The organism is Maricaulis sp. B-26 (assembly GCF_056857855.1).
This window is the reverse complement of sequence record NZ_JBSXNX010000021.1, coordinates 92,788-106,155: the sequence shown is the minus strand read 5'-3', so window position 1 is coordinate 106,155 and position 13,368 is coordinate 92,788. Positions and strand designations below refer to the sequence as shown.

Here is a 13,368-nt window from a genome sequence, read left to right as displayed (position 1 = left end):
TCGTCGGTCTGCACACGCAAACGCCCGCCCCTTGCGGGACGGGCGTCTGGATCAAATCCGCGTGGTAGTCGTTGTAGTAGCAGACAGCGATTTTCCCACCGACTCCTGCAACGCCGCCTACGCGTCGACCTCGGCTTCCAGGGCGTGTTCCTGGATGAAGTCGCGGCGCGGCTCGACCACGTCGCCCATGAGCTTGGAGAAGAGCTCGTCGGCGGTGTCGGCATGGGTGACCGAGACCTGCAGCAGGGAGCGCGCATTCGGATCGAGCGTGGTTTCCCAGAGCTGGGACGGGTTCATCTCGCCGAGACCCTTATAGCGCTGGATCTTCATGCCCTTGGCACCCGAGGTGGTGACCGCATCGACCAGCTGGCTGGGCGAATAGATGGTCACCGGCCCGGATTTCGGCACGAAGCTCGCCGGGCCGTCATAATCGCCGGACACTGCCACGGCGCGCTCGGACAGGCGCTTGGCATCCGGGCTCTCGCGCAGGGGCGCATCGAGCACGACCGTCTCGGTCACGCCGCGCACCTCGCGCTGGAAGACAAGGCCGTGCTCGTCATTGAGATGACCGGCCCAATTGTCCTCGCCCTCGTCCGCAAAGGCGTTGAGGCGTTTGGCGGCGTCCGCGATCGCGGTTGCATCCGGCTCCGGCACGAGCGCGCCGGCGAGCGCCGCCGCCTCAAGCGCAAAGCCCGGCGCGCGGGCGGTCATGCGGTCGATGGACAGCTTCACGCCGCGCGCCGCGGAGACGCGTGTGGCGAGGTCCTGACCGGTGATGACCTCGCCGCCGGCGAGCGTCAGATGTGCCTCGGACACACCCTCGTCGATGAGGTAGGCATCCATCTCCGCCTGGTCCTTCACATAGCGTTCTGACCGGCCCTTGGTGATCTTGTAGAGCGGCGGCTGGGCGATATAGAGATAGCCGCGCTCGATCAGCTCCGGCATCTGCCGGTAGAAGAAGGTCAGGAGAAGCGTACGGATGTGCGCACCGTCCACGTCGGCATCGGTCATGATGATGACCTTGTGGTAGCGCAGCTTCTCGTAGTCGATCTGGTCGCGGCCGATCCCCGTGCCGAGCGCGGTGATCAGCGTGCCGACCTGGTCGGACGAGAGCATCTTGTCGAAGCGCGCCCGCTCCACATTGAGGATCTTGCCTCGCAGCGGCAGCACGGCCTGGTTCTCGCGGTGACGGCCCTGCTTGGCGGAGCCGCCGGCCGAGTCACCCTCGACGATGAAGAGTTCGGACTTGGCCGGATCCTTCTCCTGGCAGTCCGCCAGCTTGCCGGGCAGCGAGGTGATATCCAGCGCCGACTTGCGCCGGGTCAGCTCGCGCGCCTTGCGCGCGGCCTCGCGGGCCGCGGCGGCCTCGATGATCTTGGAGACCACCATCTTGGCTTCGGTCGGATGCTCCTCGAACCATTCGGCCAGGGCCTCGCCGACCGCGCCTTCGACGGCAGGACGGACTTCCGAGGAGACCAGCTTGTCCTTGGTCTGGGACGAGAATTTCGGATCGGGAACCTTCACCGACAGAACGCAGGTGAGACCCTCGCGCGCATCATCGCCGGAAATCGCCACCTTGGCCTTGGAGGCCAGGCCGGACGAGCCCGCATAGGAATTGATGATGCGGGTCAGCGCGCCTCGGAAACCGGCCAGGTGGGTGCCGCCGTCACGCTGCGGGATGTTGTTGGTGAAGCAGAGGACATTCTCGTGATAGCTGTCATTCCACTCCAGCGCCGCCTCGACCGTCACGCCGTCGCGCTCGCCCTGGATCAGGACGGGCGGGGTGAAGATCGGGGTCTTGTTCCGGTCGAGGTGGGCGACGAATTCCGCCACGCCGCCCTCATAGACCATGGTGTCGCTGTACAGCTCCGCCTCGCGCTCGTCGCGCAGGGTGATCTTCACGCCGGAATTCAGGAAGGCGAGTTCTCGCAGGCGGTGCTGCAACGTCTCCCGGCTGAATTCGGTCATTGTGAAGGTCTCTTCGGAGGGCATGAAGCGCACTTCCGTGCCCGTCTGGTCGCCCGCATCGCCCACGATCTTGAGGTCTTCCTCGGCATCGCCGCGGCGGAAGCGCATATGATGCTTCTTGCCGCCGCGCCAGATCGTCAGGTCCATCCAGTCCGACAGCGCGTTCACCACCGATACGCCGACGCCGTGCAGGCCGCCAGACACCTTGTAGGAATTCTGGTCGAACTTACCGCCGGCATGAAGCTGGGTCATGATGACCTGGGCGGCGGAGACGCCCTCTTCCTTGTGGATGTCGGTCGGAATACCGCGCCCGTCATCGCGCACGCTGGCCGAGCCGTCCGCGTGCAGCGACACGACGACCTCGGAGCAATGCCCGGCGAGCGCCTCGTCGATCGCGTTGTCGACGACCTCGTAGACCATGTGATGGAGGCCCGAACCGTCATCGGTATCGCCGATATACATGCCCGGACGCTTGCGCACGGCATCGAGGCCCTTGAGGACCTTGATCGACTCCGCGCCGTATTCCTGATTCGCTTGTTCAGTCATATGATTCTTGTACAGCTTCCGACCCGGGATGGCCACTCGCGCGCACACGCGCGCATACGTGCGCGCATGCGTACGCGCGTGAGTCTCAGCGCGCCACCAGAAGCAGGATTGCGATCCCGCTCATCACCAGTCCCGTCACGATGTCGGTTCCGCGCCGCACGGCAGGAGCCTGCAGCCAGTCGCGGGCCCGGTGCGCGGCGGCGATATAGGCGCCCGCGGTCGGAACCGCCATGGCGATCATGATCAGGATCATCGCCGCATAGCTCACCGGCGTGATCGCCTCGAGCGGAATGAAGGCCGGCACCAGGGTGAGGTAGAAGATGATCGGCTTGGGATTGGACAGCGGCATGGCGATGCCGGCCAGATAGGTCGCGGCCCAGCCGCGCTTCGAGCCGCTCGGAAAAACCGGCCGCGGCCGCGCCCCGGTCCAGGCGCTCCAGAAAGCCTTGAAAGCCATCCAGCCGAGATAGGCCGCCCCGACGAGCTTGGCGGCAAGCCAGAAACCGCCGAGCTGCGTCGCCACGGCGCTGAGGCCGGTGACAGCCAGAGTGAACCAGAACATGTCGCCGGTCAGGATACCGACGCCATAGGTCGCTGCATGCCACGGACCGGCATCGAGAGTCCGCGCGATCATGGCCGCGATTCCGGGCCCTGGCGTGATGAAAAGCACCAGCAGGGCGCCGGCAAAAAGAACAAGATTTTCGAGCGTCATTCGGCAGCCGGTTCGCTGGGCGTTGTAAGATAGCCGTACATGGTATCGACCAGCGCCGCGAGGAAGGTTTCATCGTCCATGTTCAGTGCCGCGCCCACCCCGTCATCGCCATAGAGGCCCTTTTCGACCGGGAGGGTGTTGAGCAGGTAAATGAATATCTGCGCGGCAATGTCCTTATCGGAGACCCGTATTTCGTCCGGAAAGCTCTCGATCATACGTCTCGCCCCTTCGATCGACTGGTCCAGCAGGTCCGACCAGTCTTCCCCGACCAGGTCCGGCCGCAGCCGGGCATAGAGGTGCGCAGCGCGGATGAGATGGCCGTCGGTTTGAATAAAGGCCCATGCATTGCCGACAATCTGGCGCAGACCGGCCTTGAGACCTGCGCCAGGCTCCAGCACCGCCTGCCCTTCCGGAGAGGCCATGCGCGCGTCCAGGCGCGTCCGGTAAAGCTCGAAAATGACCGGAATGAAGGCATCCTTGTTCTCGAAGCGCCGATAGACCGTACCCACTGCGAGACCCGCTTCCGACGCCAGATCTGAAATCGAGATGGAGTCGAAGTCCCGTTCCTGGAGCAAACGCTCAAGCGCTGTGACGAGTTTATCGCGCGTTTGCCGCGATCGTGCCTGGCTCGCCGGCTTGGCCCCTTGACTCATATCCGCCCCCAACGTAAATGCGAATGCGAATTCACATTCGCAAATTCTATCTGCTGTCATCAAACACCGGGCGAGTCCGGGGTCAAGGCCGCAGAAGAAATCCGAACTGGAGAACGCCATGCGTGACTTACTGACGACAAACCCGGCCCTGATTGCCGGCCTCGCAGGTATTGCCGTCATGTTCCTGCTCGGCTGGTTCAGCGATCGGCGCGACAAGCGGCGCCTGCTGGAGAGCGGCCGGCCCGATCCGCGCCTGCCGATCTATAACCGGACTATCGGCGCGCTCTGGCTCCTGGCCTTGATCTGTTTCGCCAGCTGGATGGCGGCGGGATTCACCCTGTCGGAGCTGGGATTCCGGCAAACGGCGCCTGGCTGGCGAACGATAGCAAGCTGGGGAGCCGTGTCCGCGGGCGCAGCCTATATGCTCTGGTCGGTCTTTAAGGTGGCGACTTCGCGCCGGGCCCGCGTCGATGTACGGCGGCAATTTGCAAGGGCGGGCGATCTCGAGCTGATCCGGCCGTCCACGCCCGCAGAGCATGCGCGCTTCCGGTGGGTCTCTCTGACGGCCGGGATAACCGAGGAAATCATTTTTCGCGGCTTTCTCATCGGCGTGCTCGCCCTGGCCATGCCGGTCTGGCTGGCCGCTGTCCTCGCTACCGCCGCCTTCGTGCTAGTCCACATTTATCAGGGCCCGGCCGGCATGCTTCGCATCCTGCCCGTCTCGGCCCTGCTCGCCGTGATATTCGTGATCGGCGGATCACTCTGGCCGGTGATGATCCTGCATGCGCTCGTTGATGCGATCAGCGGCGGTATCGTGGCGATCACGGACCGCTTCGAGGCCGAGGACGCCGCGGCGCAGGAGGGCGCAGCACCAGCCTAGCAGTCAAAGCCAACTAGCCCGGCTCGACCGATCCATCGCTGACGCGCAGATACTGGGCCTCGTCCCCGAAGGGCTCGAACAGCACCCGCTCGACGCCGGTGAGCCAGGCTTGCGATCCAGTGGCGAGGATTTCCATGGCAAGCCCTTCGCGCCGCCTCGCATCGAGATGGGCACAGGCCTCGTCGAACAGGAGCAGCGGAGCGACGCCGCCCTGCTTGCCGAGGGCCCGGGCCTGGGCGAGGGCGAGCGTGAGAATGAGAGCCTTCTGCTCGCCCGTGGAGCAATCGCCGGCCGCCTGGTCCTTCTCGCGATGGCGCGCGACCAGCTCGGTTCGGTGCGGCCCCCGCGTTAGGGTCCGTCCGGCCGCGCCGTCGCGTCCGCGCCCGTCGCGCAGGGCGGCGGCAAACCGGTCTTCGGCTTCCCCGGCGCTCGCCCCCTCGGCGAGATCGGCCTCCACGGCGCCGTCGAGCGCCAAATCAGCCTGCGGAAACGCACCTTCGGGCCGTGCATCGATCTCACCCTGAAGCCGGATCAGCGCATCGAGGCGGGCTGCCGCCATGGCCACGCCATGCCCCGCCATCTCCGTCTCGAGCGCATCCAGCCAGGCCGGATCCGGGCGGCCATCATCGAGCAGGCGCTGCCGGCGCGTGCGGGTCTTTTCGTAGGCTGTGGCAGCCTCGGCATGGGCCGGGTCGGCGGCATAGACGAGGCGGTCGAAAAACCGGAGACGGTCGGCACGCGGCCCGGCAAACAGACGGTCCTGGGCCGGGGTGAGCCAGATCATGGGCAGGAGGCGCGCCAGCTCGGCCTGCGGGGCCGGTTCGCCATCGATCCGCGTCTCTCGTCGCCCGCCCTCGCGCGCGCCTACGCCGAGCCGCACCGGGCCATCTCGCGTGTCCACTTCGGCAAACACGGCCCAGCCGGGCGCGACGCCATCGGCGCCCTTGCGCGCCACTCCGTCCGCGCCCGCAGAGCGCAGCCCGCGGCCGGGCGCCAGGAAGGACAACGCCTCGAGCAGATTGGTCTTGCCGGCCCCGTTTTCGCCGAACAGGGCGACCGAGCGCGCGGCAATCTCGAGGTCGAGCGCCGCGTAACAGCGAAAATCGGTAAGGCGCAAACGACGAACCGCCGCCGGCGGGACCGGCGGCGGCGTCGAACCTTGATTTGCCGGAACGCCGTCCGTCACACCCGGAGCGGCATCAGCACGTAGAGCGCGTCCGGATCGCCGCTATCGGTCACCAGCGCCGGGGAGGCGGCGTCGGCGAAGTGGAACTTGGCCTCGTCACCCTCGATCTGGGAGGCGACGTCGAGCATGTAGCGCGCGTTGAAACCGATGGCGAAGCCTTCATCCTCGTAGGAGACGGCGAGTTCTTCCTCGGCCTGGCCGCTTTCCGGATTGTTGACCGCAAGGGTCAGCGTATCCGGCCCGACGGTCAGCTTGACCGAACGCGACTTCTCCACGGAGATCGTGGCAACGCGATCGACCGCTTCGGCGAAACGCTTGTTCTCGACCGACATCATGCGCGAATTGCCGCGCGGGATAACGCGCTCATAGTCCGGGAAGGCACCGTCGATGAGCTTGGAGGTCAGAACGGCGCGTCCGAGACGGAAGCGGATTTTGCCTTCGGATACGGAGACCTCGACATCCTCGTCAGCGTCTTCGAGAAGGCGGCGGACTTCCTGCACCGTCTTGCGCGGCACGATCACGCCCGGCATGCCGTCGGCGCCGTCCGGGAGATCGGTCTCGGCCAGCGCGAGACGAACGCCGTCCGTGGCGACGGCGCGCAGCGTCTTGCGGCCATTTTCGTCGGCGGCATGCAGATGGATGCCGTTGAGATAATAGCGCGTCTCTTCCGTCGAAATGGCGAAGCGCGTCTTGTCGATCAGGCGCATCAGCTCGGAAGCGGCCAGCGTGAAGCGGTGCTCGAGATCCTCGGTCGGCATGACCGGGAAATCGCCCGGCGGCAGGGAGGGAAGCGAGAAGTTGGAGCGCCCGGCCTTCAGCGTCAGGCGCGGATCCTCACCCGCCATTTCCAGCGTCACATCGGCGCCGTCCGGCAGTTTCCGAGTGATGTCGTAAAGCGTGTGGGCCGGAGCCGTAACAAGCCCTTCGCCGTCGCAGCTGGCCTCGGCGGTTTCAAGGATTTCGATATCGAGATCCGTGGCGGAGAAGCTGGCTCCGTCAGGTCCGGCCGAGATCAGCACATTGGACAGGATCGGGATCGTATTGCGCTTTTCGACAACGGCCTGAACGTGGCCGAGTGCTTTCAGGAGCGTGCCGCGCTCGATCGTCAGCTTCATGTCTCGCGTTCCGCTTTCAATGGTCTTCGATTGCAAGTCATCATGATTGGCGCGCCGGAGCAAATCGGCGCTGCCGAACAGGTGGGTCAAAGAGGATACATGAAAACGCGCATTCGCAAGAGATTTCTCCAGCGAATGCGCGTCTAAATCGCAATCTCGTGCAGGCCGCGCTAGCCCTGGAGCTCGCGGGTGATGCGATCGATATCGTCGCCGATCGTGTCACCGGCATCGAGCATGGCCGTCACCTTGTTGACCGCATGAATGACAGTCGAGTGGTCGCGACCGCCGAAACGGCGTCCGATATCCGGCAGGGAGCGCGTCGTCAGCGTCTTCGCGAGATACATCGCAACATGGCGCGGACGCACGACATTCTGGGTCCGGCGCTTGGAGCAGATATCCGCCGGCGTCACGCCGAAATGCGTGGCCACGGCCTTCTGGATGTCATCGACGGTCAGCCGGCGCTCAGAGCTGAGCGAAAGCTCGCGCAGTGCAGTGGATACGGCTTCCATGGTCACCGGCAGACCGAGCAGGGCGGTGCGGCAGATCACATTGTTGAGCACGCCTTCCAGCTCGCGCGGGCTGGACGTGATGCGGGCTGCCAGGAAATCGCGCACGGCCTCGGGAACGTCGAGTACCGGATAGTGGCACTTCGCCTGCGCGATCTTGCAGTCGAGAATCTGGCGGCGCAGGTCGAGATCGGGTTTGCCCAGCGGGCAGGGCAGACCGCCGACCAGCAGCGAGCGCAGGCGCTCATCCGCTACCGGCAGCTCCGAAGGGGGACGGTGCGAGGCCAGGACGACCTGCTTGTTCTCAGCGATCAGCGCTGCGATCGTGTGCAGGAATTCATCCTCGGTCTTCGGTTTGCCCGCAATGAAATGGACATCGTCGATCAGCAGCATGTCGACGCCGCGAACGGTTTCCTTGAAGGCGATCGTGTCGCGCGCCTTCATGGCCGTGACGAAGCCGGACAGGAATTCCTCCGCGGTCAGATAGAGCGCCTTGCGCGGACGCGCCTTGTTCTCGATGGCGCTGGCGACGGCGTGCAGGAGGTGCGTCTTGCCGACCCCGTAATCGCCGTAAAAGAAGACCGGATTGAAGGGCGGTGACGCGGCGCTGACGACCGTGCGCGCAGCCGCAGCGGCGACTTCATTGGCCGGGCCGACCCGGAAACTGTCGAAAGTGAAACGCGTTTCGCCGAGCGCTTCGCTTTTCTCGCCGGACGCTTCGTCCCGCTCACCGGCCTTCGCGCGAGCCGGCGCGGCGGAGGCGGAGGTTTCGCGGCTTGCGACCGCGGGTTGCGGCTCGGCCTGGCCTTCCGCGACCAGGTGAACCTGTCGCAGGGTCGGGTCGAGTTCGGCCCAGATGGCCCGAATTCTTGCGCCCCAATGATCTTCGACCCAGTCCCGGTTGAAGCTGCTCGGTGCGATGATGATGATCGCGCCGGTGTCCGAAACACGGACCCTCAGCCGGGCTATTTCCTGGGAGTAAATCGCCGTTCCGCACTCATCCCTCAGGTGAGCGCGCACCTGCCGCCAGATTGCCGAAATACCACCCTTGTCCTGGACGTCGAAGCTTGTTGTTTTCGCTTCTTTCACAGCCAGTTTGTTCAACGACATTGCTCGCCACACTTCTCTTTGCCCCGCGACTTTGCACGGGTTAGGTGTTTGTTTTAATTGGCGCAATTCCCCCTCGGCAGCGAACAAACATGGTTCGCCGGCCTCGGAATGTTTCCGCTTGGGATTGACCGCCCTCAGTGCTCAAGAAGGTGCCGCCTCAGCCCGGAGTGGTCAACATGATTCAGCGCTCAAAAAAAGAGATTCTTCGCTTGACACGGGAAATCCGTGATCGGATCGAAGTTTGCTGTTTGTGACGAAATTGCGGCAATGCCAGAGGTTCATTTTCGGAACCGGATTCGCCCCTGGATTGCGGGCGCTAGATCACGGGAATCGAAAATATCAACCCATCCGTACGCAGATGAACTCATCTTCTGCAGTCGCCGCCGATCGAAGGCAGAACGCTCCGGATTTCCGGACGGCCGGACAAAAAAATACGCCCGGAACGTGTGTTCCGGGCGTTTATGTTTTCAGCCTGGGAAAGGCTCGATCAGGCAGACATTGCCTTCACGCGGGCAGCGAGGCGCGACACCTTGCGGGACCCGGTATTCTTGTGAACGACGCCGCGGGTCACTGCGCGCATCAGTTCGGACTCGGCGGTCACCAGAGCGGTCTTGGCCGCGGCCTGATCACCGGACTCGATCGCCAGCTCGACCTTTTTGACAAACGTACGCATACGCGAGCGACGTGCCTTGTTGACGGCCGTGCGGCGCGCAATCTTGCGAACCATTTTCTTGGCCGATTGAGTGTTGGCCATAGGGCATAACCTCTTCGTGCGGCCGGAACACGCGGTTCCGGCTAAATCCGTGAGCGGCGGCGTATAGGCCTTTGCAGCCGGGCCGTCAACCGCTCTCCTGACTCCGCTAGATCAGCGGTGCTTGAAATGTGCAGCGCGCTTCTCGGCAAAGGCAGCCATGCCCTCGGTCTGATCCTCGAATGCGAACTGGGACTGGAAGACGCGACGCTCGAAGCGAACGCCCTCGGTGAGGCCGATCTCGAAGGACCGGTTTACCGCTTCCTTGGTCATCATGGCGACCGGCAGGGACTTCGCGGCAACGGCCTCGGCCGCCTCCATGGCGACGTCCATGAGATCGTCGGCCGGGACGACGCGCGAGACAAGGCCGACACGCTCGGCCTCCTCGGCATCCATCATGCGGCCCGTGAGGCACATGTCCATGGCCTTGGCCTTGCCAACCGCACGCGGCAGGCGTTGCGTGCCGCCGGCCCCCGGCATGACGCCGAGATTGATTTCCGGCTGCCCGAACTTGGCCGTCTCGGAGGCGAGGATGAAATCGCACATCATGGCGATCTCGCAGCCACCGCCGAGGGCATAGCCGGACACGGCCGCGATGATCGGCTTGCGGAAACGGGCGACCGCCTCCCAGCTCTCCGCGAACGGGTCCTTCATGTAGAGGCCGACGAAATCGCGCGATTGCAATTCCTTGATGTCGGCACCCGCAGCGAAGGCCTTCTTCGAGCCCGTCAGGAGCACGCAGCCGATCTCCGCGTCCGCCTCGAAAGCCGCCAGGGCTTGGGCGAGTTCCTGAGTGAGCTCGTCGCACAGTGCATTCAGCGCTTCGGGGCGGTTCAGCGTGACGACGCCGACGCGTCCTTCGGTCTTAACCTGTATCGTCTTGTAGGCCATTGAGGCACTCCATCTGACGGCGCGGGCTCCCCCGCGCTGGAAAAACCGCGCCGCTATAACCTAGACGGGCGCGAGCGTCGATACCGGGCAAGCCGAAAGACTCACCCGGTATGCTTCGCGGCTATTGGCGGGAGACCGTAATACCCCGGTCGCGCAGCAGTTCGACGACCCCCTGGTCACCGGGCAGATGAGCCGCGCCGACGGCCACGAGCACGACCCCCTCGCCTTCAAGGATCGCCTGGATCTGCGGAACCCAGCTCCGGTTGCGGCGAACGATCAGGGCCTCGTACACTTCCGGCGCCGCATCACGCATTTCCTCATTGATGAGCGTATCCAGCGCGGCGATATCGCCTGTCGCCCAGGCCCGGACCAGATTGTCCATCATTTCAGGCGCCCGCTCGAGCTCGTGCAGGCCCTCTTCGAATCCCTTCACCTGGATGTCTTCCGGCAGGTCCGCAAAAAAACGGATCTGCTGCTCGGCCGTTTCGAAATAGCCGTATTCGATATCGCGACCGGCGAGGGAAGAGAGCAGGGCGTTCTCGACGCCGGCATTCGGGTCGAAGCCGAGACGCTGGATCTGGGTCACCGAGAGCATGACCTGTGCGAGCCAGGGCCGCAGCGGTTCGAGCTGGGCAGGCGCGACACCCAGTGATGGCGCCACTTCCGCCAGCAGGGCATTGGTGTCCGCATCAAGCTGGGAGCTGAGCGTCACGCCGGGCGGATTGAGACCGTATCGCGGCACCAGCGCCTGAACGGCTGCCTGACCTTCGGGGCTGTGGACGTCCGCTTCGAGATAGACCGTCTCCGCCCCGGAGAGGATGCGCTCGAGATCTTCGCTGCGCCAGTCGAGATTGGCCGGGAGGATATGGAAGGTCCCGAAGAGGTAGATGTCCGAATCCGCATCGCTGATGTGCCAGATGGCCGGATCCGCTTCTATCTGGGCATAGGCGGCGTCCTGGGCCTGCGCCGCACCCGCAGGCAAGGCGGAGAAGACGAGACTGGCGCCGAGCGCCGCAGCACCCATGGCGCGGCTGAGCTGGGATCGAAGACGGGACGGGAACGGCATGAAGACAAAACTCCTTGGTGGGGATTACCGGATAGACCCGCTTTTAGGCGAAGTGACGGCAATCGTCGCCGGGAAAGTGCGGGCGCGCGTCCCGCAGCGTCAGGTTAATAGCACTCAGCGCTGGCAGGCCGGGCAGAAGAAGGTCGAGCGTCCCGATTGCACTATGCGCTCGATCCGGTTGCCGCAACCGGCCTCCGGACAGACCTCTCCCTCGCGCCCATAGGCCCGGAAGCGGTGCTGGAAATAGCCCAGAGCTCCGTCCGCAGAGGCGAAGTCGCGCAAGGTGGAGCCGCCGGCCTCGATCGCCTCGTCGATCACGGCGCGAACCGCGACGGCGAGCCGCTCGGCGCGGACGCCCGGAATGGAGGATGCCTGTCGGCGCGGGCTGATCCGGGAGCGGTGCAGCGCCTCGCAGACATAGATATTTCCCAGACCGGCCACGATGTGCTGGTCGAGCAGGGCCGCCTTGATCGGCGTTCGGCGCCCCGCCAGCGCCTCCGAGAGATAGGCGCCGGAGAATGCATTGGCATTGGGCTCGGGCCCCAGCGTCCCGACATGCGGATTGCTCGCCTCGGTCGCCGTCGCGTAGAGATCCATATAGCCGAAACGCCGGGCGTCGTTATAGCGCACCGTCACGCCGCCCTCGATACCGAACACGACGTGGTCGTGCCTGGGATTGGCGGGCGCGGCATGGACGAAATCGCCCGGCTGACGCGCCAGGTCCTTGGCCTCGATGGAATAGCGGCCGGTCATGCCGAGATGCATGAGCAGCGTCTCCCCGCCCGATAGCCGCACCAACAGATATTTCGCGCGCCGGTCGATCCGCTCGACCATCCGGCCGGCGAGGCGTTCGACGAAGCGCTCGGGGAAGGGAAAGCGCAGATCGGGCCGGCCGAGCGTCACGTGCTCGATCCGGCGCCCTTCCATGGCGGGGGCCAGGCCGCGGCGGACCGTTTCGACTTCGGGCAGTTCGGGCATGCTTGCTCGGGCCTTCTTCCAATCGCGCTCTGACGGAAGCTTGCCCGCACCGCGGACAGTCCGTCCACTCGGAATTTACAGCCGAAGCGGACGGAGCGGCTGCGACAATGCGAACCGCCCATCCCGCTTTGCGGCGGCGCAGGGCTGGCCTATTGTCCGCCGCATGACCCAGACCACGTCCTCCGACACCGTTTCCTTCGGCTTTGCCGATGTCGACCGCAATGAGAAGGCCAGGCTCGTGCGTGGCGTCTTCGACCGGTCGGCGCGCCGCTACGACCTGATGAACGATCTTATGTCGCTGGGCATTCACCGCGTCTGGAAGGACATGGTCATGACCCGGTCCAATCCGCAGCCGGGCGAGACGCTGATCGATGTCGCCGGCGGCACCGGAGATCTGGCTCGCAGCTTCCTCGACAAGGCCGATGCGGCCGGAGAGCGTCGCAGCGATACGCGCAAGGCCAATGCGATCGTGCTCGACATCAACGAGCAAATGCTCCGCTCGGGCGTCGAGCGCGGTACGGCCCCACGCCATGAAGGGCGGCTCGACTGGGTCGTCGGCAATGCGGAATGCCTGCCGTTGAAGAGCCGCAGCGCGCATTGCGTGACGATCTCCACCGGCATTCGCAATGTCACCGACCGCGCCGCAGCCTTGCGCGAAATGCGCCGCGTGCTCAAGCCGGGCGGCCGGTTTCTCTGCCTGGAATTCACGCGACCGACCAGCCGCGCCTGGGAAAAGCTGTACGACGCCTGGTCCTTCAACGTGATGCCCGAACTCGGGGCCCTCGTCGCGAAGGACCGCGACAGCTATCAGTATCTCGTGGAATCCATTCGTCGCTTCCCGGATCAGGAGAGTTTTGCCGCGGAATTGCGGGAAGCCGGTTTCCGCCAGGTCGCCTACACCAATTTCTCCGGCGGCATCGCAGCCCTGCATACAGGCTGGGCGTGAGGGTCCGTAACCGGCGTGCCCGGCCGCGACTTCACGCCGCCCTCGCCAAGCCCGGCATCA

Annotated in this window: 12 protein-coding genes; 2 read left to right on the top strand and 10 right to left on the bottom strand. The window is 64.9% G+C overall.

The features are described from left to right. Positions 1-117 precede the first annotated feature (117 nt). The 3 genes from gyrB to AC13HB_RS08260 form a co-directional block, all read right to left on the bottom strand. Positions 118-2,514 carry a DNA topoisomerase (ATP-hydrolyzing) subunit B gene (gyrB, locus tag AC13HB_RS08270; protein WP_482949275.1) on the bottom strand — a complete coding sequence of 799 codons (2,397 nt, stop codon included), beginning with the start codon at positions 2,512-2,514 and terminating at the stop codon, positions 118-120. 85 nt (positions 2,515-2,599) lie between these two features. Next, complete coding sequence (locus AC13HB_RS08265) at positions 2,600-3,226, bottom strand: LysE family translocator (RefSeq protein WP_482949274.1); 627 nt, start codon at positions 3,224-3,226, stop codon at positions 2,600-2,602. After that, complete coding sequence (locus AC13HB_RS08260) at positions 3,223-3,879, bottom strand: TetR/AcrR family transcriptional regulator (RefSeq protein WP_482949273.1); 657 nt, start codon at positions 3,877-3,879, stop codon at positions 3,223-3,225. The genes AC13HB_RS08265 and AC13HB_RS08260 overlap by 4 nt, the downstream gene beginning before the upstream one ends. 118 nt (positions 3,880-3,997) lie before the next feature. Here AC13HB_RS08260 and AC13HB_RS08255 point away from each other — a divergent pair, with 118 nt between their 5' ends. Continuing rightward, a complete protein-coding gene (locus tag AC13HB_RS08255; RefSeq protein ID WP_482949272.1) occupies positions 3,998-4,759 on the top strand; it encodes a CPBP family intramembrane glutamic endopeptidase in 762 nt (253 codons plus the stop codon). Positions 4,760-4,772: 13 nt separating this feature from the next. Here the strand turns inward: AC13HB_RS08255 and recF are convergent, their stop codons facing one another. From recF to mutM, 7 genes are all read right to left on the bottom strand, one after another. Next, a complete protein-coding gene (recF, locus tag AC13HB_RS08250; protein WP_482949271.1) occupies positions 4,773-5,876 on the bottom strand; it encodes a DNA replication/repair protein RecF in 1,104 nt (367 codons plus the stop codon). 65 nt (positions 5,877-5,941) lie between these two features. Continuing rightward, the gene (gene dnaN, locus AC13HB_RS08245) at positions 5,942-7,060 is read right to left on the bottom strand and encodes a DNA polymerase III subunit beta (protein WP_482949270.1); all 1,119 of its coding nucleotides are present in this window, start codon (positions 7,058-7,060) and stop codon (positions 5,942-5,944) included. A gap of 170 nt (positions 7,061-7,230) precedes the next feature. Continuing rightward, positions 7,231-8,676, bottom strand: a complete 1,446-nt coding sequence (gene dnaA / locus AC13HB_RS08240; protein WP_482949269.1) for a chromosomal replication initiator protein DnaA — start codon at positions 8,674-8,676, stop codon at positions 7,231-7,233. 487 nt (positions 8,677-9,163) lie between these two features. Continuing rightward, complete coding sequence (gene rpsT, locus AC13HB_RS08235) at positions 9,164-9,430, bottom strand: 30S ribosomal protein S20 (RefSeq protein WP_482949268.1); 267 nt, start codon at positions 9,428-9,430, stop codon at positions 9,164-9,166. A 111-nt stretch (positions 9,431-9,541) separates the two neighbouring features. Beyond that, entirely contained in the window at positions 9,542-10,318 is a 777-nt protein-coding gene (locus tag AC13HB_RS08230; RefSeq protein ID WP_482949267.1) for an enoyl-CoA hydratase, read from the bottom strand. Between the two features lie 121 nt (positions 10,319-10,439). Next, on the bottom strand, positions 10,440-11,384 hold the full coding sequence (locus tag AC13HB_RS08225) for a TraB/GumN family protein (RefSeq protein WP_482949266.1): 945 nt from the start codon (positions 11,382-11,384) through the stop codon (positions 10,440-10,442). Between the two features lie 114 nt (positions 11,385-11,498). Then, on the bottom strand, positions 11,499-12,362 hold the full coding sequence (gene mutM / locus AC13HB_RS08220) for a bifunctional DNA-formamidopyrimidine glycosylase/DNA-(apurinic or apyrimidinic site) lyase (RefSeq protein ID WP_482949265.1): 864 nt from the start codon (positions 12,360-12,362) through the stop codon (positions 11,499-11,501). A 163-nt stretch (positions 12,363-12,525) separates the two neighbouring features. Here mutM and AC13HB_RS08215 point away from each other — a divergent pair, with 163 nt between their 5' ends. Beyond that, positions 12,526-13,308, top strand: a complete 783-nt coding sequence (locus AC13HB_RS08215) for a class I SAM-dependent methyltransferase (protein ID WP_482949264.1) — start codon at positions 12,526-12,528, stop codon at positions 13,306-13,308. Positions 13,309-13,368 lie beyond the last annotated feature (60 nt).

Excerpts from the sequence above, each read along its gene's own strand:
- dnaA (WP_482949269.1), bottom strand. The coding sequence starts at position 8,676 with ATGTCGTTGAACAAACTGGCTGTGAAAGAAGCGAAAACAACAAGCTTC.
- AC13HB_RS08225 (WP_482949266.1), bottom strand. The coding sequence starts at position 11,384 with ATGCCGTTCCCGTCCCGTCTTCGATCCCAGCTCAGCCGCGCCATGGGT.
- dnaN (WP_482949270.1), bottom strand. The coding sequence starts at position 7,060 with ATGAAGCTGACGATCGAGCGCGGCACGCTCCTGAAAGCACTCGGCCAC.
- AC13HB_RS08215 (WP_482949264.1), top strand. The coding sequence starts at position 12,526 with ATGACCCAGACCACGTCCTCCGACACCGTTTCCTTCGGCTTTGCCGAT.
- AC13HB_RS08230 (WP_482949267.1), bottom strand. The coding sequence starts at position 10,318 with ATGGCCTACAAGACGATACAGGTTAAGACCGAAGGACGCGTCGGCGTC.
- AC13HB_RS08260 (WP_482949273.1), bottom strand. The coding sequence starts at position 3,879 with ATGAGTCAAGGGGCCAAGCCGGCGAGCCAGGCACGATCGCGGCAAACG.
- mutM (WP_482949265.1), bottom strand. The coding sequence starts at position 12,362 with ATGCCCGAACTGCCCGAAGTCGAAACGGTCCGCCGCGGCCTGGCCCCC.
- AC13HB_RS08255 (WP_482949272.1), top strand. The coding sequence starts at position 3,998 with ATGCGTGACTTACTGACGACAAACCCGGCCCTGATTGCCGGCCTCGCA.
- rpsT (WP_482949268.1), bottom strand. The coding sequence starts at position 9,430 with ATGGCCAACACTCAATCGGCCAAGAAAATGGTTCGCAAGATTGCGCGC.
- AC13HB_RS08265 (WP_482949274.1), bottom strand. The coding sequence starts at position 3,226 with ATGACGCTCGAAAATCTTGTTCTTTTTGCCGGCGCCCTGCTGGTGCTT.
- gyrB (WP_482949275.1), bottom strand. The coding sequence starts at position 2,514 with ATGACTGAACAAGCGAATCAGGAATACGGCGCGGAGTCGATCAAGGTC.